Source organism: Sphingomonas canadensis (genome assembly GCF_026013525.1).
Lineage (GTDB): Bacteria > Pseudomonadota > Alphaproteobacteria > Sphingomonadales > Sphingomonadaceae > Sphingomonas > Sphingomonas canadensis.
The window spans coordinates 973,239-996,645 of record NZ_JAPDRA010000001.1 but is presented as its reverse complement, the minus strand read 5'-3'; the positions used below and the strand labels follow the sequence as shown (position 1 = coordinate 996,645).

Below are 23,407 nucleotides of genomic sequence, written 5' to 3'. Positions count from 1 at the left end.
GCCCCGAGGGGCGCGACTCGCCCGCGGCGATGCCATGGTACCACCGATCGCATCGCCCGCATAACGCGGCGCGGCGGCGGCGGAATCCGGGCCGCACGCCCTCGTCCGCGGGCTGCCCATTGGGACAATTACGCAGGCGCCACCCGCTGGTAATCCCCGGTTTTCCGGAGTAGGGAGCGCCCATGGGCACCAGGGACAGCGCGCCGGCGGGGGTCGATTACTCGCGGGTCTTCACGCAGGCGATCGACCGGCTCCATGCCGAGGGCCGCTATCGCGTGTTCATCGATATCCTGCGCAACAAGGGCATGTTCCCCAATGCGCGATGCTTCGCCGGGCACAACGGGCCGAAGCCGATCACCGTGTGGTGTTCGAACGACTATCTCGCCATGGGCCAGCACCCCAAGGTGATCGCCGCGATGGAAGAGGCGCTGCACGACGTGGGCGCGGGCTCTGGCGGCACGCGCAACATCGGCGGCAACACCCATTACCATATCGAGCTGGAACACGAGCTGGCCGACCTGCACGGCAAGGAAGGCGCGCTGCTCTTCACCTCCGGCTATGTTTCGAACGAGGCGACGCTCTCCACGCTCGCCAAGGTGCTGCCCGGCTGCATCATCTATTCGGACGAACTGAACCACGCATCGATGATCGCGGGCATCCGCAATTCGGGATGCGAGAAGCGCGTGTGGCGCCACAACGACGTCGCGCACCTGGAAGAGCTGCTGGCGGCGGACGATCCCGCGGTGCCGAAGGTGATCGCGTTCGAGAGCGTCTATTCGATGGACGGCGACATCGCCCCGATCCACGCGATCTGCGACCTGGCGGACAACTATAACGCGCTCACCTATCTGGACGAGGTCCATGCAGTGGGCATGTACGGCGCGCGCGGCGGCGGCATTTCGGAGCGCGACGACGCCGCGCACCGGCTGACCATCATCGAAGGCACGCTGGGCAAGGCGTTCGGCGTGATGGGCGGATATATCGCGGCCGACCAGACCGTGATCGACGTGATCCGCAGCTATGCGCCGGGCTTCATCTTCACCACCTCGCTCTCGCCCGTGCTGGTGGCGGGCGTGCTGGCCAGCGTGAAGCACCTCAAATCCTCCAGCGCCGAGCGCGACGGCCAGCAGGCCGCGGCCGCGAAGCTGAAGGAAATGATGCGCGACGCCGGGCTGCCGGTGATGGATTCGGTGACGCACATCGTGCCGCTGATGGTGGGCGATCCGGTGAAGGCCAAGCGGATCAGCGACATCCTGCTCGCCGAATATGGCGTGTATGTGCAGCCGATCAATTACCCCACCGTGCCGCGCGGCACCGAACGGCTGCGCTTCACCCCCGGCCCCGCGCATGACGAGGGCATGATGCGCGACCTGGTGGCCGCGCTGTGCGAGATCTGGGGCCGGCTGGAGCTGCGCAAGGCCGCGTAAGACGGCCGTCACATCGGCGTCGCACCTTCGCCCGGCCTGGCCCGGGCGGGACAGAGGGAGGCGACCGATGACGATCATCCGCACGCTGCGCTGGAAGGACGAGTTCCGCGGCAACCCCGCGCATCAGAAGTTCGTGGCCGAACGGCTGAAGGGGCTGAAGGCCGCGCTGCGCGCCCAGATCCACGACGGCACGGGCGAGCGCAGCCTGAGGCTGGCCACCTGGAACCTGATGCACTTCGGCGATGGCGGCGGATATGATCGCACCACCGAATCGATGCTCTACATCGCGGAGATCATCGACCATTTCGATCTGGTGGCGGTGCAGGAGGTCAATCGCGACCTTTCCAAGCTGCAGGAGCTGGTGGACGGCCACCTGGGCGGCGAGTGGGACTATCTGGTAACCGACACGGCGGGCGGGCACCGCGACAGCCCCGGCGCTGGCAACAGCGAACGGCTCGCCTTCCTCTACCGGCGCGCGAAGGTGCAGTTCTGCAAGGAAGCGGGCGAGATCGTGCTGCCCGAAGGACAGGAGATCGCCGCGCCCGGAGAAGCCGGGGGCAGCCGACCGATCCAGTTCGCGCGCACGCCCTTCACCGTGGCGTTCCGCTCCGCATGGCTGCGGTTCAAGCTGTGTACCGTCCACATCTTCTTCGGCGAGGGCGCGGAGGGGCTGGAGCAGCGCCGCCGCGAGATCGAGAAGATCGCGGGCTTCCTGGCGCAACGGCAGGAGGACGAGCGCGACGCGATGATCGCGCGGGCGGCCCAGAACAAATGGGTGCGCCCGGAAGACGCGGGCCGCGACGCCAACTATATCCTGCTGGGCGACTTCAACATCATCTCGCCCGAGCATAACACGATGCAGGCGCTGAAGGCCGCGGGCTTCGAGATACCCACCGCGCTGCAGAAGACCGATCTGGGCAGCAGCCACCATTACGACCAGGTCGCGATCAAGGCCGCGCACCCCGGATTCAAGGTGATCCAGTCGGGCGTGTTCGACATGCTGAAGCACGTCTATCGCGACGAGGACGCGGACCATTATCTGGACGTGGTGAAGCCCCGCCGCATCCTGGAGGACAGCGACGGCAACCCGCGCCCGCGCGACCGGCAGGCCGCCTATTTCAAGCAATATTTCCGCCGCCACCAGATGTCGGACCACAAGCTGCTGTGGTGCGAGATCGCGGTGGATTATTCCGACGATTATCTGGACGAGATCGCGGGCGGCTGATGCGGCGCGGCCGGCTTCAGCCCGCCGGCCTGATCAGCGACGCCCGCCAGAAATAGCCGCGCCACAGCGAACGGAATTCCATCGACAGGCCCTGTTCCCCGGCGATGCGCTTGAGCACCGCGGGCAGCTCGCGCCGCGGGAACACGTGGAAATCGTTGAGCGACTTGAAATGCAGCCGCTTCGCGAAGCCGGGCAGCCGTTCATATTGGCCGAAATCGACGATGTGCAGGCTGCCGCCCGGGGCCAGCGCCTTCGCGCCCAGCTCGATCGCCTCCACCCAGGGGGGGATCATCGACAGCGTGTAGCTCATGAACACGCGGTCCACCTGCGCCAGCCCGAACAGCGTCTGCAGATCGAAGGCGCCGGCATCGCCCTGCGCCAGCGTGATCCGGTCGCTCAGCCCGTGCTTCGCCACCGATTTGCGCGCGGTCTCCAGCATCGCCTCGCTGATGTCGAAGCCGTAGAGGCGGCAATCGGGAAAGCGTTTCGCGGTGAGGATCAGGTTGCGCGCGGTGCCGCAGCCGACCTCCAGCACGGTGCCGCCCCGGGGCACGTCCAGCTCGCGGATCAGCAGGTCACGGCCGATCAGGTAGAATTTGCGCGTGAAATCATAGATGTGGCGATGGAAGGCATAGACGCCGTCCATCAGCCGCTTCTGGTCGGCGCCCTGCTCCCCCCCGGCCATCGCGATCAGGCGTGCGGCTTGAGCGTGTAGAGGTGGATCGCGCCATAGACGGCCGAGCGATCGCGCTTCGTCCAGTCGTCAAGCTGCGCCTGGGGGGCATATTCCCACTGGTTCATCAGCTCGTCGGGGATATGGCCCTTCACCACGTCCGGCATGGCGGCGGTGCGATAGAGCACGCGCGCGCCGGGCTTGGCGGTGCGGGTGATCGCGGCCCACAGGCGGGTGAGCTGCTCGTCGGTCATCCAATCCTGCGCATCGAGCAGGATGTAGCGATCGAGCGACTGGGCCGGCATCGATTCGAGATAGTCGGCCATGTTCTCATGGCGGATCTCGACGCGGTTCGCGCGCGCGACGACATTGGCGTAATTCTCCGCGCGCAGATAGGGCGGCACGGGGGCGTCGGGCGCCTTGCCGTATCCGCGGCCGAACGCCTGCCACGCGAAATAATTGTCCTTCAGCTCGAAATCGCACGCCAGCTTCTCCAGCCGCACCTTCAGCGCGCCGGTGATGCCGCGATGATCGTCCACCTTCAGCAGGTCGTACTGCGCGGGCGGGATGCCGAAGCCGAACAGCGCGGCGGGCTGATCCACCAGCCAGCGCAGGAACTTCTTGTCGAAGAAGGGGGCGAACTTCGCCTCGAAGATCTCGCGCTGCTCCTCGACGGTCTTCGCCTTCAGGATTTCCGACGGATCGATGCGATAGAGGCGCGCGAGCAGGTGGACGAAGCCGATCAGCCCGCCCAGCAGCCCCTTCTTGTAGAAGCCGGTCTTGAAGCCCGAGATGCGCCGGCGGCCGCCCAGATCGCGGCCCTCCCAATAGCGGCGCGTCGCCTCGTCCAGATGCGGGCGGACATATTTCTTATAGGCCTCGATATTCTCGGGCTTGTCGGCCTCGCCGAAGAAGCGGCGGAAGCTGGCGTGATCGGGCAGGTTGAGCGCCGCCTGCTGCTTGAGCTTGTTGAGCGCGATATGCGCGGTGTTCAGGTCAACCGCGGTGACCTGCTTGGGGTCCGCGGTGAGATAGGAGAGCACGTTGCACCCGCCCGAGGCAATGGTGACGACATGGCAATCGGGGGTGATCGCCAGCGCCTCCATGTCCACCTCCGGGTCCTCCCAGATCTGGGCATAGACCAGCCCGCGGAAGGCGAAGGTGAACGCACGCTCCAGGATGCCCTGGCGCGAGAGCTGATCATGGCGCAGCACTGCGCCGCGGACCGCACTGTTCTTCCGCGGCTTGGCGATGGAACCCATCCTGAAACTCCCGGGACCTGTCGGCGCGCCCCCTGGCGCGCGGCGGCGCCGCTTTAGGCGCCGCATGTGACGAACCGGTGTCACTCTTGTGGCACGCGGAAGCCAGAATCAATCCCTGGTTACACCGCCTCCGCCCCCACCGCGGAGCAGCGGGGCGGCCGGCCGGCCGCCCCGGCTTCGAAACGGGCCGGAGCGGCGGCGCGGGTCAGTCGACCTCGTTCGCGATCGCCTGGGTGACGTTGCCGACCGACTCGCCCAGCTTGTCGGTGGCGTTGCCGATCTTTTCGCCCGCGCCGTCGAGCTTGTTGCCCAGCACCGCGCCGGTGTCTTCCATGGCGTTGCCGAAGGATTCGGCGCTGTTGGCCAGCTCGTTCTGCGCCTGCTGGGTGCAGGCCGCGAGCGCGAGGCCGAGGGGAAGGACGGCAAACAGGGTCTTTTTCATCTGCAACTCCATATTGATGTCGTTGGTCTAGCCAACGATACCCCTACGCGCGTAGGGAGCAGCGCCATGCTGCACCGCATCGTCATAGCATCGGATCATGCTGCCTTCAGCATGAAGTCTGAAATCGCCGATTGGTTGCGTGAACGCGGCCATGAGGTGATCGATCTGGGCACGAACGGCCCCGAGAGCGTCGATTATCCCGACTATGGCTATCGCATCGGCGATGCCATCGCCGCGGGCCAGGCGCAGTTCGGCGTCGCACTGTGCGGATCGGGCGTCGGCATCTCGATCGCCGCCAACCGCAACCCGGCGGTGCGCTGCGCGCTGGTGTCCGAGCCGCTGTCGGCGCGGCTGGCGCGCAATCACAACGACGCGAACGTGATCGCGCTGGGCGCCCGCCTGATCGGCATCGAGATGGCCAAGGCGTGCGTGCAGACCTTCCTCAACGCCGAGTTCGACGGCGGCCGCCACGAAGGCCGCGTCCGCAAGCTTACCCAACCGACAAGGAGCCCCGCATGACCAGCAGCGCACAGACCCTCGACGCAGGCGTGCCCGGCGGCGGTTTCTTCACCAGCACGCTGGCCCAGACCGATCCGGAGATCGCAGCGGCGATCGGCAAGGAACTGGGCCGCCAGCGCGACAAGATCGAGCTGATCGCCAGCGAGAACATCGTCAGCCGCGCCGTGCTGGAGGCGCAGGGATCGATCCTGACCAACAAATATGCCGAGGGCTATCCCGGCAACCGCTATTACGGCGGCTGCGAATATGTCGACATCGTCGAGACGCTGGCGATCGAGCGCGCCAAGAAGCTGTTCGGCAGCGCCTTCGCCAACGTCCAGCCGAACAGCGGCAGCCAGATGAACCAGGCGGTGTTCCTGGCGCTGCTCCAGCCGGGCGATGCCTTCATGGGCCTGGATCTGGCGGCGGGCGGGCACCTGACGCACGGATCGCCGGTCAACATGAGCGGCAAATGGTTCAAGCCGATCCCCTATGGCGTGCGGCGCGAAGACCAGTTGCTCGACATGGAAGAGATCGCCCGCATCGCGCGCGAGAACCGGCCGAAGCTGATCATCGCGGGCGGCACCGCCTATTCGCGCTTCTGGGACTTCGCCCGTTTTCGTGAGATCGCGGACGAGGTGGGCGCGCTGCTGCTGGTCGACATGTCGCACTTCGCCGGGCTGGTGGCGGGCGGCGCCCACCCCTCGCCCGTGCCGCACGCGCATGTGGTGACCACCACCACCCACAAGTCGCTGCGCGGCCCGCGCAGCGGCATGATCCTGACCAATGACGAGGCGATCGCGAAGAAGATCAATTCGGCGATCTTCCCCGGCCTTCAGGGCGGGCCGATGATGCACACGATCGCGGCCAAGGCGGTGGCCTTCCTGGAGGCGCTCCAGCCCGAATTCCGCAGCTATGCCGCGTCGATCGTGGAGAACGCCAAGGCGCTGTCGGAAAGCCTGAAGGAACAGGGGCTCGACATCGTTTCGGGCGGCACCGACAACCATCTGATGCTGGTCGATCTGCGCCCCAAGCAGACCAAGGGCAAATATGCCGAAAAGGCGCTCGATCGCGCCTTCATCACCTGCAACATGAACACCATCCCCTTCGATCCCGAGAAGCCGAAGATCGGATCGGGCATCCGGCTGGGCACGCCTGCCGGCACCACGCGCGGCTTCGGCCCGGCCGAGTTCCGCGCGATCGGCGTGATGATCGCCGAGGTGATGGAGGGGCTGCGCAAGAACGGCGAGGCCGGCGACGGCCAGGTCGAGGCGCATGTTCGCGAGCGCGTTTCCGCGCTATGCGCACGGTTCCCGATCTATCCGGAGATGTAATGCGCTGCCCCTTTTGCGGACATGAGGACAGCCAGGTGAAGGACAGCCGCCCCACCGAAGACGGGGCGGCGATCCGGCGCAGGCGGCAGTGCGAGGGCTGCGGCGCGCGCTTCACCACCTTCGAACGCATCCAGCTTCGCGACCTGACCGTGCTGAAGAGCGACGACCGGCGCGAGCCGTTCGAACGCGACAAGCTGGTCCGTTCGGTGTCGATCGCGTGCCGCAAGCGGCCGATCACCGGCGCGCAGGTGGAAAAGCTGGTGTCCGGCATCCAGCGCCAGCTCGAAACGCTGGGCGAGAGCGAGATCCCGTCGGACCAGATCGGCGCGATGGTGATGGACGGGCTGAAGGGGCTGGACCCCGTCGCCTACATCCGCTTCGCCAGCGTCTACAAGGACTTCCGCGAAGCCAAGGATTTCGAGGAATTCGCCGGGAACGTGAGCGAGGCGGGCAAGGGGTGAGCACGCCCGCCGATCCGCCGAGCGCCGCCCCCGTCATCGTTCTCGTCCGGCCCCAGCTTGGCGAGAACATCGGCAAGGCGGCGCGCGCGATGCTCAATTTCGGGCTGGTCGAGATGCGCCTGGTGGCCCCGCGCGACGGCTGGCCCAATCCCAGCGCCGGCCCGGCCGCCAGCGGCGCGGACATCGTGCTTTCCGGCGCGCGCGTGTTCGGCAGCGTGGCCGAGGCGGTGGCCGATTGCGCGCACGTCTTCGCCACCACGGTGCGCAAGCGCGGCGTGACCAAGCCGGTGCTGACGCCCGAAGAGGCCGCGCGCGACATCCGCACCGCCGCCGGGCGCTGCGCGATCCTGTTCGGCCCCGAGCGGTCCGGGCTGGAAACCGAGGACGTGGCGCTGGCGCGCGCGATCGTGACCGTGCCGATCAACCCCGAATTCGGATCGCTCAACCTGGCCCAGGCCGTGATCCTGATGGCCTATGAATGGTCCAAGTCGCAGGCGCTGGCGCAGCCGACGCTGGAGGCGATCGATCCACCCGCGCCGCAGGCCGAGCTGGAGGGGCTGTTCGGCCAGCTCGACACGATGCTGGATGCGACGGGCTTCTATCACCCCCCCGAGCGCACCCCCGCCACGCGGCGGACGCTGCGCACGCTGCTGACCAAACCGGGGTGGAGCGCGCAGGAGATACGCACGCTGCGCGGGGTACTCTCCGCGCTGGAAGGCAAGAAGCGACCACGCAACTGATCAACAGTTCGTCGTATTTGGTTGAATTTGCCAAAAAACGGCGCTGGACTTGTGCGACGCAGCATGGCTAGATCGCGGCATCCGGACGCTATCGCGGACGGTTTTTCCTTCCTCCTCCCATGTTCGGGGACCATCGCGCCCATGTTGTCTGTTGCGTTGCTGCTTTCGCTTGCCTTTCAGGATACTGACACCCGGCCCGCAGCTAAGCCCGAAAAGGTCTGCCGCATGATGGACCCTCCTATCGGATCGCGCCTTGGCCGTCGTAAAGTCTGCAAGACGCGCGAGGAATGGCAGGAGGCGGACCGCGACGCCGTGCGCGCCCTGCGCGATGCTTCGGCAAACCAGCGCCGCGACTGAGGCACGTCCCGGCCACACCGCCGGACGGCAGCAGCTTGACTCTGCGCCCCTGCGCCGCTAGGCGCGCGCCTTCGCAATCGGCCCCGCACTCCGGTGAAGCGGCGGCCCTGCATCTCCATGCGAGAGCAGGCGATACCGGAAACGCGATCAGGCGGCTTCCAGCCTCCGGGTCAACGTTATTGGCAATTGTGTGAAGGATTTCAAATGTCGAAGCGCTCCAGCGCCAAGTACAAGCTCGACCGCCGGATGGGCGAGAACATCTGGGGTCGCCCGAAGAGCCCGGTCAACAAGCGCGAATACGGCCCCGGTCAGCACGGCCAGCGCCGCAAGGGCAAGATGTCGGACTTCGGCCTCCAGCTCCGCGCCAAGCAGAAGCTGAAGGGCTATTACGGCGACGTCACCGAGAAGCAGTTCAAGAAGGCGTATGAGGACGCCTCGAAGATGAAGGGCGATACGTCGCAGAACCTCATCGGCCTGCTCGAGCAGCGGCTGGACATGATCGTCTATCGCGCCAAGTTCGCGCCGACGATCTTCGCGGCCCGCCAGCTCGTCAACCACGGCCACGTCCGCGTCGATGGCGAGAAGTGCAACATCGGTTCGCGCCGCATCAAGCCGGGCCAGGAAATCAGCCTGAGCCAGAAGGCGCAGGAGATGGCGCTGGTGATGGAGGCGCAGAGCCTGGCCGAGCGCGATATCCCCGAATATGTGACGCCCGACGGCGCCAGCAAGGTGACCTTCACCCGCGTGCCCACGCTGGACGAGGTTCCCTATCCGGTGAAGATGGAGCCGAACCTGGTCGTCGAGTTCTACTCGCGCTGATCCCGGCTTCCGGCGACGGAACGGACGAAGGGCGGTCCCGCGGGGCCGCCCTTCTTCGTTTCGGCGCCTGGCAGACGCGCCCGCGGAGCCGTTGCCCGGTGCCGCTACACCTGCCAGTCTGGCGCGAGGAGACGCGAGGAGGCCTATGCTGAAACCCCTGATTGCCGCTGCCGTGGCGCTGCTGGCCGCTGCGATGCCGGCGGGTGCGCAGACCGCCTCCCCCATCGCCGAAGCCACGCTGAGGCAGGTCACCGAGACGCTGGCGTCCGACGCATTCGAGGGGCGCGCGCCGGGCACGGCGGGTGAGGAGAAGAGCGTCGCCTATCTGATCGAGCGCTTCCGCGCCGCGGGCTTGCAGCCCGGATGGGCCGGGGAATGGGTTCAACAGGTGCCGATGGTGGAAACATCGGCGCGGAACATGTCGGCGTTGAAGTTGACGAAAAAAGGCGGATCGCTCGCGCTTTCGCCGGGCGCGGAGATGGTGGCCAACAGCTTCGGCACCGCGCCGCGAATCGCGCTGAAGGACAGCGAGGTCGTCTTCGCCGGATACGGCATCGTCGCGCCCGAACGGGGTTGGAACGACTATGCCGGGATCGACGTGCGCGGAAAGACCGTGCTGATCCTGGTCAACGACCCCGACTGGATGAGCGGCGGCCGCGACGGGCCGTTCGGCGGCGCGGCGATGACCTATTACGGCCGCTGGACCTACAAGTTCGAGGAGGCGGCGCGGCAGGGCGCGGCGGCGGCGATCCTGGTCCACGACCTGTTCTCGGCCGGATATGACTGGGACGTGGTGCGCTCCACCTGGTCGCGGCCCCAGGGCTCGCCGGGGTGGGAGGGCGCCGACGGCGCGATGCCCCCCGTCACCGGCTGGATCACGCAGGAGGCCGCGCAGAAGCTGGCCGCCGCCGCGGGCAAGGACCTGACCGCGCTGACCGTCGCCGCCGGGCAGGCCGGATTCCGCGCCGCGCCGCTGGGGCTGAAGGCCTCGCTGCGCTTCGACAATCGCGTGCGGCGCTTTTCCTCACGCAACGTGATCGGCATGCTGCCGGGCAGCGAGCGGCCGGGCGAGGCCGTGCTCTACATGGCGCATTGGGACCATCTGGGCCGGTGCGAGGCGGAGCTGGACGACACCATCTGCAACGGCGCGATCGACAATGCCGCGGGCACCGCCGGGCTGGTCGCGCTGGCCGAGACGCAGGCGAAGGCGGGGCCGGCGAAGCGCAGCATCATCTTCGCCGCCACCACCGGAGAGGAGGCGGGGCTGATCGGATCGCGCTATTATGCCGCGCACCCGGCCATCCCGCTGGCGGACACGGCGGGCGGGGTGAACCTGGACACGCTGGCCGTATATGGCGCGACGCGCGATTTCATGCTGGCCGGGCCGGGGCTGTCGGAGCTGGACGCGCTGGTCGGCCCGCTGGTGGCGGCGCAAGGGCGCGAGATGGCGGCGGACAGCGCGCCGGGCGCCGGGCTCTATTACCGCTCCGACCATTTCAGCCTGGCGCGGATGGGCGTGCCGATGCTCTACCCGCTGATGGGCGAGGACATGGCCGACGGCGGGCGCGAGGCGGGGATGCTGGCGGTGGGGGGCTATGCCGCCAGCCGCTATCACAGGCCGGGCGACGAATATGACCCCGGCTGGGACTGGGCCGGCGCGGTGCAGGACCTGGAGATCCATTACCGGCTGGGACGGCTGCTGGCGGACGGCACGATGTGGCCCGAATGGAAGCCGGGCGCCGAATTCCGCGCGATCCGCGAAGAGAGCCGGAAGGGGCGATAGGGCGCGCGATCCGGCTGGCCTGCGCCGGGGAAGCGCCCCCCGCCCGAGCGTGCCGCCCGCCCGCCGGGCCGCTTGCCCCGGCGCGCGGGCGCTGCCAGAACCTGCGCCATCCAAGGCTTTAAGGAACAGCCATGCGACTTCCCATGATCGCCGCCGCCGCGGCGCTGCTGGCGGGCACCGCCGCCTGCACCAAGGACAACAGCGCGCCCGCGATATCGGTCGACACGCTGAAGCAGGTCACCGAGAAACTGTCGTCCGACGAGTTCGAGGGCCGTGCCCCCGCGAGCGAGGGCGAGAAGAAGACGCTCGACTATCTGGTCGAGCGGATGAAGGCGGCGGGGCTGCAGCCCGGCAACAAGGGGAGCTGGTTCCAGGACGTTCCGCTGGTCGAGATGACCGCGAAGAACGTCAGCCCGCTGACCTTCACCGGCGGCAAGACGCCGATCAGCCTGACCTATCGTTCCGACATGGTGCTGGGCACCTATCAGGTGGTGCCCAAGCAGGAGGTGAAGGACAGCGACGTCGTGTTCGTCGGATACGGCATCCACGCGCCCGAGCGCGGGTGGGACGATTATGCCGGGGTGGACGTGAAGGGGAAGACGGTGGTCATCCTGATCAACGATCCCGACTGGCAGACGATGGAGCTGAAGGGCGATTTCGGCGGCCGGGCGATGACCTATTACGGCCGCTGGACCTACAAGTACGAGGAGGCCGCGCGCCAGGGCGCCGCCGCCGCGCTGATCGTCCATGATACCGAACCCGCCGCCTATGGCTGGGGCGTCGTCCAGTCGAGCTGGACCGGGCCGCAGCTCGAACAGGATACGCCGGGCGACCATATGGACCAGTCCAAGGCGATCGGATGGATCCAGCAGGACGCCGCCAAGGCGCTGTTCGCCAGCGCGGGCCAGGATTACGCCAAGCTGGTGGAGGCGGCGAAGCACAAGGGCTTCAAGGCGGTGCCCTTCACCGGGATGAAGGCCAATGTCAGCTTCGAAAACGACATCCGCCGCCAGGCTTCCAAGAACGTGATCGGCATCCTGCCGGGCAGCGAGAAGCCCGACGAATATGTGCTCTATTCGGCGCATTGGGACCATCTGGGCCGCTGCGACGCGGTGAACGGCGACGATATCTGCAACGGCGCGCTGGACAACGCATCGGGCACCGCCGCGCTGATCGCGCTGGCGGAGGCGCAGGTGAAGGCGGGGCCGGCGAAGCGCACGCTGGTGTTCCTGGCCGTCACCGCCGAGGAATCGGGGCTGCTGGGATCGAAATATTATGCCGAGAACCCGGTGTTCCCGCTGGCCCAGACGGTGGGCGGGGTGAACATGGACGGCGTGAACCTGGTCGGCCCGGCCAAGGATTTCGTGTTCATCGGCGTCGGCAAGTCCGAGCTGGAGGATTTGGTGAAGCCGCTGGTGGCGGCGCAGGGGCGCACCGTGGTTCCCGAGCCGACGCCCGAGAAGGGCTATTATTATCGGTCCGATCATTTCAGCTTCGCCAAGCTGGGCGTGCCGATGTTCTATGGCGAGAGCGGCGAGGACCTGGTGAACGGCGGCAAGGAGGCCGGAAAGAAGGCGTCCGACGATTATGTCGAGAACCGCTATCACAAGCCGCAGGACGAATATGATCCCAAGTGGAACTGGGACGGCGCGATTCAGGACCTGACGATCTTCTACCAGCTCGGCCGCCAGCTTGCCGACGGCGGCGCATGGCCCAACTGGTACAAGGACGCCGAGTTCCGCAAGATCCGCGACGATAGCCGGGCGGGGAAATAACCCGCCGGGCAGCAGGATTCCTCCCACCGTTCGGGCCCCCTCCCGTTCGGGGGGAGGAATTGCTAGAGCGCGCGGCATGACGCAGACGCTTCCCCCTCCCCCGCCCGAATGGGCGCCGCACGACGCGGTGTGGATCGGCTTTCCGAGCCATGCCGAGCTGTGGCTCGAAGACCTGGCCCCCGCGCGCGCAGAGGTGGCGATGTTCGCCCATGCCGTCCATGCCGGCGGCAAGGGCGAAAAGGTGATCCTGGTCGCCGCCGACAAGGAGGCCGGCGAGGCGGCACGGCGCCAGGCGGGCGACGTGGCGCGCATCGTGATCGAGCCCTTCGGCGACATCTGGCTGCGCGATACCGCCGCGATCATCGGCGGCGACGGCCGCGCGCACGACTTCGGCTTCAACGGCTGGGGCGGCAAATATGCGCTGGACGGCGACGACGACATCGGCGAGCGGCTGGCCCGGCGCGAGCATATCCCGGTCGAGACGCACGGATGGGTGCTGGAAGGCGGCGCGATCGACGGCGACGGCACCGGGCTGGTGGTGACCACCGAGCAATGCCTGATGAACCGCAACCGCAATCCGGGCCTGTCGATGTCCGAGATCGAGCGGCTGCTGCACCAGGACCTGGGGTATCGCCAGGTGCTGTGGCTGGGCGACGGGCTGCTCCATGATCACACCGACGGGCATGTCGACAATCTGGCGCGCTTCATCGGGCCGAACCGGCTGCTGATCCCGGAGGCGACCGACAACGACCCCAACTGGCGCGTGTACCAGGACGCCGCGACCCGCGCCGCGCGAGCGGGCGTGGAGGTGGTCCGCTTCCCCTCGCCGGGCCGCGTGCTCGACGAGGAGGAGGAGATCGTGCCCGCGAGCTACATGAACTTCTATATCGGCAACGCCGCGGTGGTGGTGCCGCAATATGGCCAGGCCAACGACGCCGCCGCCATCGCCGCGCTGGAGAAGCTGTTCCCCGGCCGCGCCGTGACCGGCATCCGCGCCGATCATGTGCTGACCGGCGGCGGCAGCCTGCACTGCATCAGCCAGCAGATCCCGCGGATCTGACGCATCCGCGCCTCCTCCCGCCGGGGAGGAGGACGCGGCCGGCGCGCGGGGGGTGCGAAACCGGGCAAAGCGCATTATGTCGCGCGCCATGACCCAGATCACCGTCGGAGCGCTCCAGCTCGCCTTCACCGATGACATCGACGCGAACATCGCGCGCGTGACCGAAATGGTGCGCGAGGCGGCCGGGCGCGGCGCCCAGGTGGTGCTGCCGCCCGAGCTGTTCGAGGGCGAGTATTTCTGCCGCGTCGAAGACGAGGGGCTGTTCGCCAACGCGAAGCCCGCCGCCGAGCACAAGGCGGTGAAGGCGATGCAGGCGCTGGCCGCCGAGCTGGCGATCCACATCCCCACCAGCTTCTTCGAGGCGGACGGACCGCACCATTACAACAGCCTGGCGATGATCGGCCCGGACGGCGCGATCGAGGGCATCTATCGCAAGAGCCACATCCCCGATGGCCCCGGATATGAGGAGAAATTCTATTTCCGGCCCGGCAATACGGGGTTCAAGGTGTGGAACGGCCCGGGGGCGAAAATCGGCGTCGGCATCTGCTGGGACCAATGGTATCCCGAAACGGCGCGGGCGATGATGCTGATGGGCGCCGAGCTGCTGTTCTTCCCCACCGCGATCGGCAACGAGCCGCACGACCAGAGCCTGGACACCGCCCGGCTGTGGCGCCGCGCGATGATCGGCCATGCGGTTTCCAACGTGGTGCCCGTGATCGCGGCGAACCGCGTGGGAACGGAAGGCGGCGAGAACGGACTGGGCCAGACCTTCTACGGCACCAGCTTCATCGCCGACGAGCGCGGCGACATCCTGGCCGAGCTGGACCGCGAGGAAGAGGGCGTGATCACCGCCGCGATCGACATCGCCCGGGTGAAGCGCCACCGCGCCGCCTTCGGCTTCTTCCGCGATCGCCGGCCGGAGCTGTACGGGCGGCTGGTGCAGGATATCTGAGCGCCGCCGGGGCGTCCCGTTCCTGGCCTCCCCTCGGGACAATCTCGTAGTATCTCCGGAATGGATTGGTGCGACAATGCGCGCATGGCCCGCCGCATGCTCTCACCGGAATATAATCTGCGACGCGCTCAGGAAGAGCGTGAGAAGGCCGCCCGCGCGCGCACCGCGAAGACGCGCGAGGCGCATCTGAAGCTCGCCGAGATATTCGAGCAGCGCGCCGTGGAAGGCATCGACCCGCGCGATATCCATTAAGGCCGGCCTGTTCAGGCGGCGCCGGCCCGCTCCTCCGCCCGGCCACCCATCGGCAGTATCTTGCGGGTGGCCGGGTGGGGGTGCGGGCCGGCGCCGCTTCCACGAATGCGAATCAGGCCATAGGATCGCCGCGATCCGATGCGGAGCGCGCCATGGACGATCCCGAGATTCCCGAAGCCAGCAAGCTCACCCGCTCCAAGCAGCGATGGGCGAGCGAGGGCAAGTTCCTGACCGGCCGGATCGCGCGACCCGGGAGCGAGCGGCTGCCCCCCGGCCAGCATCTTGTGAAGGACTGGCCCGTGCTCGACCTGGGGCGCCAGCCGGACGTTTCCACCGATCGCTGGCGGCTGGAGGTGAAGGGTCTGGTCGAACGGCCGCTGACGCTGGACTGGGCGGCCTTCCAGGCGCTGCCGCAGACGCGGGCGACGAGCGACATCCACTGCGTCACCACCTGGTCGCGCTACGACAACGAATGGCTGGGGGTGCGCACGCGCGACCTGCTGGAGCTGGTCCACCCGCGCGACGAGGCGGCGGCGGTGATGCTGCACGGCTATGACGGGTACACCACCAACGTGCTGCTCAGCGATTTCGCGGCGGAGGACGCGATGATCGTCCATGGCTGGGCTGGCAAGCCGCTGACGCGCGAGCATGGCGGGCCGGCGCGGCTGGTGATCCCCCACCTCTATTTCTGGAAGAGCGCCAAGTGGATCGCCGCGATCGAACTGCTGGGCGCCGACCGGCCCGGGTTCTGGGAGGTCAACGGATATCATATGCGCGGCGACCCATGGGCCGAGGAACGCTATGGCTGATCGGCACCCGGCACGCGCGGGCGATAGCGCGGATCGGGGCCATATGCGTTCTCGCCCGGATTGCCGCTGAACATCAGCCAGCAGAACAGCGCCATCCCGCCAACCACGGGCAGGAACAGCAGGAACAGCCCATGCGCTCCCGAGTCCTGATCGTGCAGCCGCCGCACGGCCGTGGCGAGCAAGGCGATCAACACCGGGATGATCAGGATCACGCCCGCCGCGGAGAGGACGGTCAACGGCACGCTATCGCCCGGGCCGAACAAAGGGCCGCTCTTGCCGCGCAGCAGATCGGCCGGAAGCATCGCGGCAAGGACGATCACCCAGCTCCACAGCAGCATCTCAAGATACTGGCGGCGGCAGGCGCGGCCGCGGAAGCTGAACGTCCCGCGCACCCGGCGCCATAGCTCGCGCCCGCCCGGCATCGTTCCGCCGCGCACATCGCCCCATCGCAAGTCTGCCGCCATCGCCGTTCCCCCCGCCCGATTCCCGGGCTATCCATCCCACAAGCCACCGCCCGGCCCAAGAGGCATGCGGCGACGGAAGGAATCAAAGGGGGACGGCGATGCGCGCGGTGAGCAAACATTCCGAACGGCACCGGGTTACCCGGATCGGCTGGCTGCGCGCCGCCGTGCTGGGCGCCAACGACGGGATCGTGTCCACCGCCAGCCTGCTGGTGGGCGTGGCGGCGGCGGAACCGGGGCGGCAGGCGATCCTGCTGGCGGGCGTCGCGGGGCTGCTGGCGGGCGCGCTTTCGATGGCGGCGGGCGAGTTCGTGTCGGTCAGCTCGCAATCGGACACCGAGAACGCCGATCTGGCGCGCGAGACCGAGGAGCTGCGCACCGAGCCCGACGCCGAGCTGGAGGAGTTGACCCAGATCTATGTCGCGCGCGGCGTGGAGGAAGCGCTGGCGCGGCAGGTGGCGCAGCAGATGATGGCGCGCGACGCGCTGGGCGCGCATGCCCGCGACGAGCTGGGCATATCGGAGGTGACCACGGCGCGGCCGCTGCAGGCGGCGGTGGCATCGGCGGCGACCTTCTCCGCGGGCGCGGCGGTGCCGCTGCTGGTGGCGCTGCTGGCGCCCGCGTCGCTGGTGGTGCCCGGGGTATTCGCGGCGTCGCTGCTGTGCCTGGGCGTGCTGGGCGCGGTGGGCGCGCGGGCGGGCGGCGCGCGCATCGGCCCGGCGGTGCTGCGCGTCACCTTCTGGGGCGCGGTGGCGATGGCGGTGACGGCGGGCGTGGGCAAGCTGTTCGGCACGGCCGTGGGATAGCGGCGGCACCCCGCCGGGCGTGGCACCTCAGCGCAGCGCCAGCGCGCGGACGAACACCTGATCGAACATCTCCGGCGTCAGCCGCCCGGTGTTCTGGTTGAGCCGCGAGCAATGGTAGCTGTCGATCAGCCGCATACCCGATGGCATGCGATGTTCCGCCAGATGGGCGAAGCGCGCCTTGGGCAGCTTGCCGCCCAGCGCCTTCACCGCCGACTGGTGCGCGATCTGGCCGAGCGCGATCACCACGCGCAGCCCCGGCAGCGCGGCGAGCTGATCCTCCAGGAACGGGCGGCAGGCGCGGATTTCCTCCGGCACCGGGCGGTTGCCGGGGGGCAGGCATTTGACCGCGTTGAGGATCATCGCGCCCTCCAGCCGCAGCCCGTCGCCCGGATCGCCGCCATAGACCCCCTGCGCTAGGCCGTGGCGCGCGAGCGCATCGAACAGCATCGCCCCCGATCCATCGCCGGTGAAGGGCCGCCCCGTCCGGTTGGCCCCCGTGCGCCCGGGCGCGAGGCCGACGACCGCCAGCCAGGCGCCGGAATCGCCCCAGGCGGGCACGGGCGCGTTCCACCAATCGGGCTGTTCCGCGCGCAACGCATCGCGCAGGCCGGCCAGCCGGGGGCAGCGCGGGCAATCGCGCGGCGGCTCCGTATCGGCGAGCGGCATCGGGGGGCTTGGCGCGTCCATCCGCGCCCGATAGGCGGTTGCACGTGCCGACGACAAGCTATGCCATCGCGCTGGGATCGAACCGCCCCGGCCGCCACGGGCCGCCCGAGCGGATGCTGGCGGCCGCGCTGGCGGCGCTGGGCGGGGTGATCGCGGCGTCTCCGGTGATCCGCACCGCGCCGATCGGCCCGTCGATCCGCCGCTTCGCCAATGCCGCCGCGATCATCGCGAGCGACGAGACGCCCCCTGCGCTGCTCCGGCGGCTGAAGCGGATCGAACGCGATTTCGGGCGGCGGCCCGGCCAGCGCTGGGGCGCGCGGACGATCGACCTGGACATCATCCTGTGGTCGGGCGGCACCTGGGCGGGCGATGGGAGGCGCGGCGGGGCCGGGCACGGGCTGATCGTGCCGCACACGGCCTTCCGCGAGCGGCGCTTCGTGCTCGATCCGCTGGCGGCGATCGCGCCGGACTGGCGCGATCCGGTGAGCGGGCTGAGCGTGCGCCAGCTCGCGGCCCGGCTGCGCCGTCCCCGGCCAGCCCGTTGACCCGCCGCGCCGCCACGCCTAGGTGCAGGCCCGGGCGGGCCCTTAGCTCAGTCGGTAGAGCAACTGACTTTTAATCAGTAGGTCGCTGGTTCGAATCCAGCAGGGCTCACCATTCCCCTCCCTCCACCGATACGGCCGCCGGGCGCATCGCTGCGCTTGCCCGTGCGAGGGAAACGGCACGCGGGACTTGATACTTTATATCATCACCGTTATTGCACCGCGGCATGGAGTCGCTTCGCGCGGCTCCGCAAATGATCCGCGTTCTTTCTCCAGGGGTTTTCGCCGCATGATCCGTAGCCTGTTGCTTGCCTCCGCCGCGTTTCTCGTGCCCGCCGCCGCGCTTGCCGCGCCCGCCGATGGCGAAGCCCCGGCCGCTCCCGCAGCCGACACCCCCGCCGCGCAGGCGCATGACGAGCCGCAGCCCGAGATCGTCGTCACCGGGCTGGTGGTGCGCAGCCAGGCGGACGTGCTGTCGGGCACCTCCGTCGTCACCGGCGAGGAGCTGACCCGCAACCTGGCGCCGACGATCGGCGAGACGCTTGCATCGCAGCCGGGCGTTTCCGCCACCTCGTTCGGCCCCAACGCATCGCGCCCCGTGCTGCGCGGCATGCAGGGCGAGCGCGTGCGCATCCTGACCGACGGCATCGGCAGCTTCGACGCATCCAACACCTCCGCCGACCATGCCGTGGTGATCAACCCGCTGACCGCCGAGCGGATCGAGGTGCTGCGCGGGCCGGCGGCGTTGCTGTTCGGCTCGTCGGCCGCGGGCGGCGTGGTCAATGTGTTCGACAGCCGCATCCCGCGATCGGTGCCCGAAGAGCTGGTGCATGCCGATTCGCTGTTCACCTATGGCAGTGCGGCCAACGAGCGCGCGGCGGGCGGCGCGATCGACCTGCCCGTGGCGGGCAAGCTGGTGCTGCACACCGACGCGAGCTGGAGCAAGACCGGCGACCTGCGCACCGGCGGCTATATCCTGACCCCAGCGCTGCGCGCCGCGGCGGCGGCGAGCGGCGATCCGGAGATCGCGGAGCTGGCGGACCTGAAGGGAAAGCTGCCCAATTCGGGCGCCCGCACCTGGGACGTGGCGGCCGGCGCGGCGGTGATCACCGACCGGGGCAACGTCGGCTTCTCCTACAGCCATTACGACAATCTCTATGGCGTGCCGGTCCGCTACTCGCTCGATCCCGCGATCGAGGCGGAGGCGGTACGCATCCATGTGAAGCAGGACCGCTTCGACATGCGCGGCGAGGTGGAGACCGGCGGCTTCATCGACAAGATCCGCCTGCGGCTGGGCGCGGCCGATTATCAGCACAGCGAGATCGAGGATACCGGCGCCATCGGCACCACCTTCTACAACCAGGGCTATGAGGGCCGGCTGGAGCTGGTGCAGGCCGAGCGCGGCGCCTGGCTGGGCGCGGTCGGCGGGCAGTTCTTCCTGCGCGACCTGAACATCGACGGCGACGAGAAATTCTTGCCGAAGAACCGCACGCAGCAATATGGCCTGTTCACGCTCCAGTCGCTCGATCTGGGCGCGCTGAAGGCCGAGGCAGGCGCGCGCGTGGAGCACAGCATCGCCACCGCCTTCGCCGACGCGGACCTGGGCAACCCGGACATGCGCCGCAGCTTCACCGCCGTCTCCGCCTCCGCGGGCGCGAGCTATGGACTGGCGGACCGGCTGCGCGTGGGCATCAACGTCTCCCGCACCGCGCGCGCGCCCTCGGCCGAGGAACTCTATGCCAACGGCCCGCACGCCGGCACCGCCGCCTATGAAATCGGCAACCCGGGCTTCGGCATGGAGAAGAGCTGGACGGTCGAGGGCACGATCAAGGGATCGGGCGAGGGCTGGAGCTTCCAGGGTTCGGTGTTCCAGAGCTGGTTCAACGGCTATATCTACGACTATCAGACCGGCGCGGTGATCGACGACCTGCCCGTGTTCCAGTTCGCCCAGGCCGACGCGCGCTATTTCGGCGTGGAGGGCGAGGCTTCGGTAACGCTGGGCCGCGCGGGCGGATTCGCCTTCAACGCCGATGCGCTGGCCGATTACGTCCGCGCCACCATCACCGGCCAGGGCCCGGCGCCGCGCATCCCGCCGCTGCGCATCCTGGGCGGGCTGGAGGCGCAGTCCGACCATCTCAACCTGCGCGTCGAGGCCGAGCGCAGCTTCGCGCAGGACCGCATCTCCGTCACCGAGACGCCGACCAAGGGCTTCACCCTGGTCAACGCCTCGCTCTCCTGGACGCCGCAGGGGGTGGAGGACAATGTCACCTTCACGCTTTCGGCCAACAACATCTTCGACGTCGAGGCGCGGCGCCACGCCAGCGTGCTGAAGGACTATGCCCCGCTGGCCGGGCGCGACATCCGCGTCACCGCGCGGCTGCGCATCTGACCGTGCGCCCCGGCCGGAGCCTTCCGGCCGGGGATGCGGCGCCGCTCACTCCACCCGCGTATAGCGCGTCGTGCGATCGAAAGCGGGCGCGGCGGGAGCCGAATCCACCGCGTCATAGGCGCCCGCGCCCGCCCGCATCCAGCGCGTGGCGATGGTGACCTTGCCGTCGCCGGAGCCATAATCGGCGGTGCCGAAATCGAGCCCGCCGGGGATCGCGCGGACATGGCCCCGGCCCACCTGCTTGCCGCCGCTCGAATAGACGAAGCCGATCGCCCCGGCCGCCGCATCCCAGGCATAGATCGTCTCGCCGCCATAGACCTCCGCCCCCTGGCGGAACACCTGGTGCCGGTCGCGCAGCTTGCCGGGCTGGCGATCGAAGCAATGGCGGTTGCGATCCCCGTTGGGCAGCGCGCCCTCCCAGCAATGGCCCGCCAGGAAATCGAGCGGGGCGAGGCGGAAGCGCCCGGCGAGCAGATCCAGCGTCATGCGGTTGCCGGGCTCGAAGAAGCCGAGCAGCGCATCCCCCACCGCGCCCGCCGGATAGCCCGTGCCGGTCAGCCGCACGCGCGTCCCCTCTCCCTCCGGCGCCAGCTCCAGGAACTGGGTGACGCCGGCGAACTCCGCCGCGTGGGGGAAGCCCGGCGGGGTCTTCACGTTGCGGAACACGATCAGGCGGCCCGGCAGCCGCGCCACCACCTGCTGGCGGATGTTGCCCGCGTCGCCGGGCTTCGCGGCGGGATCGTAGCTGGTCTCCAGCAGATCGGGCGCGACGAACCAGGCGGCGGGCACCGCCCAGCTCCGCCACCCCTCCGCCGTCGCCAGCGCCTGCCAGACCGCATCGGGCGCGGCGGGGATCAGCGCGTCCACCGCCATGGTGCGCGTGCCGTCCGCCTCCGTCACGGTCTGCGCGGCAGCCGGGGGCGCGCGAAGCGGCAGCACGGCGATCAGGGCGAGAGCGGCGGCGGGGAACATACGCATCGGCGAATCTCCGGAAGCGGGCGGCGCGATACTTGATTGAACGTTCAATCAAGTCAATCCCCGGCTCCACGCCGCCGGCCGGCGCGATCAGCGCAGCGGCAGGAACAGGTCGGTCACCGCCTCGTGCTCGGGCACGTCGGGGAAGAAGCGGACGCGCTGGCAATAGAGCGGGAAATCGCGCGGCTCCTCGCCGCTGGCGGGCAGCCAGTCGCGGTAGAGAAACAGCGCGGCGGGCTCCAGATCGTCGCTCGACCCGGTGACGCGCAGCACCGCGCAGCGCCCGCCGGGGATCAGCCCCGCCGTCACGCCATCGCCGTTGGGCTCCACCGCGCGGGCGGTGGCGGCACACAGATCGAGCCGGCATTCCCCGGGCGGCGTGGTGCGCGGATCATCGTGGAAGACGGTGAAGGTCGCGCTGCGCGACGGCGGCAGCCCGGCCCCACGGCGCCAGGCGATGAAGCGCCGGATCGTATCGCCGATCCGGGCGGGATCGCCGCGATGCTCCATCACCGCGACGGGGGTGCCGGGCATCTCACGGATCTCGACCTGGTCTGCATGATATTCGGGGGTCATCAGCTTGCTCCTTGCCTGGTTGAACGGCGCGAAGGCCGCAAGCCACGGTTCCCCGCCGGGGGACTTCCGGAATTCCGACGGCAGTTGCCCGAACAGGCGGCGGAAGGCGCGGGCGAAGCCCTCGGGCGCTTCATAACCGGCCTCCAGCGCGATCTCCGTCACGCTGCCGCTCTTGCCGAAGGCGAGGCGATAGGCCGCGCGCTTCATCCGGGCGAGCTGGACATAGCGATGCACGGGCATCCCCAGCGCCGCCGAGAACTGCCGGTGGAAATGATGGCGCGAAAAGGCCGCGACATCGCTGAGCGCGGCAAGGCTCAGGTCGCCGTCCAGGTGCCGGTCGATATGATCCAGCACCCGGCGCAGACGGGCCTTGTAGCGTTCGATCGCGGCTTCGGTCATCGTTCCTCCGTGGCCGCGCCAGCTAGCCGGAGCGTGCCGCGGGCCGCTCGACCGATGTTGCTTTCCTTGGCGGCGCCGGATCAATCGCCCCGCTTTCCCCCGCGATAGGCGGGCAGGCCCAGCCGCCAGACGATCGCCGCCGCGCGCAGCGCGAAGCCCGCCGCCACCGCGATCATCCCCGCCGCGAGCACCGGCAGCCCCGCCAGCGTGAGCCCCACCTGAAGCACCGCGGCCAGCGCCGCAGCGGTGACGTAAAGCTCCGGCCGCATCAGGATCGACGGCTCGCCCGCCAGCATGTCGCGGATGATCCCGCCCGCGCAGGCGGTGACCACGCCCATCACCATCGCCGGCACCGGCGGCACGCCATATCCCAGCGCCTTGGCCGCGCCGAACGCGGCATAGGCGGCAAGCCCGGCGGCATCGAGCCAGTCGAACGTCCGGTCGTTCCACCAGCGCTCCGGCGTGATCCACACCGCCAGCGCGACCGCCAGGCACAGCGCCGCCACCCGCGCGTCATGCACCCAGAATACCGGCGCCCCGATCAGCAGATCGCGCAGCGTTCCGCCGCCCACACCCGTGACCAGCGCGAAGAAGGCGGCGGTGACGAAGGTCTGGCGCCGCCGCGCCGCCGCCAGCACGCCCGTGGCGGCGAACACGGCGATGCCGAACAGATCGAGCCAGGGCAGGATGGGTCCGATATTGAAGGCGACTTCGGCGGGCATGG

Annotated in this window: 25 protein-coding genes and 1 tRNA gene; 18 read left to right on the top strand and 8 right to left on the bottom strand. The window is 68.9% G+C overall.

From position 1 onward, the window contains the following. The first annotated feature begins 182 nt into the window (after nucleotides 1-182). Nucleotides 183-1,427 (top strand): 5-aminolevulinate synthase, encoded by a 1,245-nt coding sequence (gene hemA / locus OM513_RS04830; RefSeq protein ID WP_264942982.1) that lies wholly within the window; start codon nucleotides 183-185, stop codon nucleotides 1,425-1,427. A 67-nt stretch (nucleotides 1,428-1,494) separates the two neighbouring features. Next, nucleotides 1,495-2,652, top strand: coding sequence for an endonuclease/exonuclease/phosphatase family protein (locus OM513_RS04825; RefSeq protein ID WP_264942981.1), 1,158 nt, complete (start codon nucleotides 1,495-1,497; stop codon nucleotides 2,650-2,652). A gap of 16 nt (nucleotides 2,653-2,668) precedes the next feature. Here the strand turns inward: OM513_RS04825 and OM513_RS04820 are convergent, their stop codons facing one another. From OM513_RS04820 to OM513_RS04810, 3 genes are all read right to left on the bottom strand, one after another. Next, entirely contained in the window at nucleotides 2,669-3,337 is a 669-nt protein-coding gene (locus OM513_RS04820) for a class I SAM-dependent methyltransferase (protein ID WP_264942980.1), read from the bottom strand. A 5-nt stretch (nucleotides 3,338-3,342) separates the two neighbouring features. Next, a complete protein-coding gene (locus OM513_RS04815; RefSeq protein WP_264942979.1) occupies nucleotides 3,343-4,587 on the bottom strand; it encodes a DUF3419 family protein in 1,245 nt (414 codons plus the stop codon). 205 nt (nucleotides 4,588-4,792) lie between these two features. Further along, a complete protein-coding gene (locus OM513_RS04810) occupies nucleotides 4,793-5,029 on the bottom strand; it encodes a hypothetical protein (protein ID WP_264942978.1) in 237 nt (78 codons plus the stop codon). A gap of 66 nt (nucleotides 5,030-5,095) precedes the next feature. On the opposite strand from OM513_RS04810, the gene rpiB reads away from it, so the two are divergent. The 12 genes from rpiB (at nucleotide 5,096) to OM513_RS04750 (ending at nucleotide 15,869) form a co-directional block, all read left to right on the top strand. Further along, nucleotides 5,096-5,548, top strand: coding sequence for a ribose 5-phosphate isomerase B (rpiB, locus tag OM513_RS04805; protein ID WP_264942977.1), 453 nt, complete (start codon nucleotides 5,096-5,098; stop codon nucleotides 5,546-5,548). Next, entirely contained in the window at nucleotides 5,545-6,861 is a 1,317-nt protein-coding gene (gene glyA / locus OM513_RS04800) for a serine hydroxymethyltransferase (protein WP_264942976.1), read from the top strand. Before rpiB ends, glyA begins: the two co-directional genes overlap by 4 nt. Then, nucleotides 6,861-7,322, top strand: a complete 462-nt coding sequence (gene nrdR / locus OM513_RS04795) for a transcriptional regulator NrdR (RefSeq protein WP_264942975.1) — start codon at nucleotides 6,861-6,863, stop codon at nucleotides 7,320-7,322. The genes glyA and nrdR overlap by 1 nt, the downstream gene beginning before the upstream one ends. Next, on the top strand, nucleotides 7,319-8,062 hold the full coding sequence (locus OM513_RS04790) for an RNA methyltransferase (RefSeq protein WP_264942974.1): 744 nt from the start codon (nucleotides 7,319-7,321) through the stop codon (nucleotides 8,060-8,062). Before nrdR ends, OM513_RS04790 begins: the two co-directional genes overlap by 4 nt. A 156-nt stretch (nucleotides 8,063-8,218) precedes the next feature. Next, the gene (locus tag OM513_RS04785) at nucleotides 8,219-8,419 is read left to right on the top strand and encodes a hypothetical protein (protein WP_264942973.1); all 201 of its coding nucleotides are present in this window, start codon (nucleotides 8,219-8,221) and stop codon (nucleotides 8,417-8,419) included. A 204-nt stretch (nucleotides 8,420-8,623) separates the two neighbouring features. Further along, nucleotides 8,624-9,238 carry a 30S ribosomal protein S4 gene (gene rpsD, locus OM513_RS04780; protein ID WP_264942972.1) on the top strand — a complete coding sequence of 205 codons (615 nt, stop codon included), beginning with the start codon at nucleotides 8,624-8,626 and terminating at the stop codon, nucleotides 9,236-9,238. 145 nt (nucleotides 9,239-9,383) lie between these two features. Continuing rightward, complete coding sequence (locus tag OM513_RS04775) at nucleotides 9,384-11,021, top strand: M28 family peptidase (protein WP_264942971.1); 1,638 nt, start codon at nucleotides 9,384-9,386, stop codon at nucleotides 11,019-11,021. Nucleotides 11,022-11,152: 131 nt separating this feature from the next. After that, nucleotides 11,153-12,796 (top strand): M28 family metallopeptidase, encoded by a 1,644-nt coding sequence (locus OM513_RS04770; RefSeq protein ID WP_264942970.1) that lies wholly within the window; start codon nucleotides 11,153-11,155, stop codon nucleotides 12,794-12,796. A gap of 76 nt (nucleotides 12,797-12,872) precedes the next feature. Next, the gene (locus OM513_RS04765; protein ID WP_264942969.1) at nucleotides 12,873-13,856 is read left to right on the top strand and encodes an agmatine deiminase family protein; all 984 of its coding nucleotides are present in this window, start codon (nucleotides 12,873-12,875) and stop codon (nucleotides 13,854-13,856) included. An 88-nt stretch (nucleotides 13,857-13,944) separates the two neighbouring features. Then, nucleotides 13,945-14,808, top strand: a complete 864-nt coding sequence (gene aguB, locus OM513_RS04760; protein ID WP_264942968.1) for an N-carbamoylputrescine amidase — start codon at nucleotides 13,945-13,947, stop codon at nucleotides 14,806-14,808. A 96-nt stretch (nucleotides 14,809-14,904) separates the two neighbouring features. Next, nucleotides 14,905-15,060 carry a hypothetical protein gene (locus OM513_RS04755; protein ID WP_264942967.1) on the top strand — a complete coding sequence of 52 codons (156 nt, stop codon included), beginning with the start codon at nucleotides 14,905-14,907 and terminating at the stop codon, nucleotides 15,058-15,060. Between the two features lie 152 nt (nucleotides 15,061-15,212). Continuing rightward, nucleotides 15,213-15,869, top strand: coding sequence for a sulfite oxidase-like oxidoreductase (locus tag OM513_RS04750; protein ID WP_264942966.1), 657 nt, complete (start codon nucleotides 15,213-15,215; stop codon nucleotides 15,867-15,869). Here OM513_RS04750 and OM513_RS04745 read toward each other — a convergent pair. Beyond that, nucleotides 15,860-16,333 carry a DUF805 domain-containing protein gene (locus tag OM513_RS04745; RefSeq protein ID WP_264942965.1) on the bottom strand — a complete coding sequence of 158 codons (474 nt, stop codon included), beginning with the start codon at nucleotides 16,331-16,333 and terminating at the stop codon, nucleotides 15,860-15,862. The genes OM513_RS04750 and OM513_RS04745 overlap by 10 nt on opposite strands. 98 nt (nucleotides 16,334-16,431) lie before the next feature. On the opposite strand from OM513_RS04745, the gene OM513_RS04740 reads away from it, so the two are divergent. Further along, nucleotides 16,432-17,136, top strand: coding sequence for a VIT1/CCC1 transporter family protein (locus OM513_RS04740; protein ID WP_380916223.1), 705 nt, complete (start codon nucleotides 16,432-16,434; stop codon nucleotides 17,134-17,136). 27 nt (nucleotides 17,137-17,163) lie between these two features. On the opposite strand, the gene OM513_RS04735 is transcribed toward OM513_RS04740, so the two are convergent. Continuing rightward, nucleotides 17,164-17,823 carry a uracil-DNA glycosylase gene (locus OM513_RS04735; RefSeq protein WP_264942963.1) on the bottom strand — a complete coding sequence of 220 codons (660 nt, stop codon included), beginning with the start codon at nucleotides 17,821-17,823 and terminating at the stop codon, nucleotides 17,164-17,166. A gap of 23 nt (nucleotides 17,824-17,846) precedes the next feature. On the opposite strand from OM513_RS04735, the gene folK reads away from it, so the two are divergent. From folK to OM513_RS04720, 3 genes are all read left to right on the top strand, one after another. Next, complete coding sequence (gene folK, locus OM513_RS04730) at nucleotides 17,847-18,347, top strand: 2-amino-4-hydroxy-6-hydroxymethyldihydropteridine diphosphokinase (protein ID WP_264942962.1); 501 nt, start codon at nucleotides 17,847-17,849, stop codon at nucleotides 18,345-18,347. Nucleotides 18,348-18,383: 36 nt separating this feature from the next. Then, nucleotides 18,384-18,459: transfer RNA gene (locus OM513_RS04725), tRNA-Lys, on the top strand. A gap of 174 nt (nucleotides 18,460-18,633) precedes the next feature. Further along, complete coding sequence (locus tag OM513_RS04720) at nucleotides 18,634-20,733, top strand: TonB-dependent receptor (RefSeq protein WP_264942961.1); 2,100 nt, start codon at nucleotides 18,634-18,636, stop codon at nucleotides 20,731-20,733. 45 nt (nucleotides 20,734-20,778) lie between these two features. Here the strand turns inward: OM513_RS04720 and OM513_RS04715 are convergent, their stop codons facing one another. The 3 genes from OM513_RS04715 to OM513_RS04705 form a co-directional block, all read right to left on the bottom strand. Then, nucleotides 20,779-21,711 (bottom strand): SRPBCC family protein, encoded by a 933-nt coding sequence (locus tag OM513_RS04715; RefSeq protein ID WP_264942960.1) that lies wholly within the window; start codon nucleotides 21,709-21,711, stop codon nucleotides 20,779-20,781. 87 nt (nucleotides 21,712-21,798) lie between these two features. Further along, complete coding sequence (locus tag OM513_RS04710) at nucleotides 21,799-22,683, bottom strand: AraC family transcriptional regulator (RefSeq protein WP_264942959.1); 885 nt, start codon at nucleotides 22,681-22,683, stop codon at nucleotides 21,799-21,801. A gap of 80 nt (nucleotides 22,684-22,763) precedes the next feature. After that, nucleotides 22,764-23,405 carry a trimeric intracellular cation channel family protein gene (locus OM513_RS04705; RefSeq protein ID WP_264942958.1) on the bottom strand — a complete coding sequence of 214 codons (642 nt, stop codon included), beginning with the start codon at nucleotides 23,403-23,405 and terminating at the stop codon, nucleotides 22,764-22,766. Between the last annotated feature and the right edge of the window lie 2 nt (nucleotides 23,406-23,407).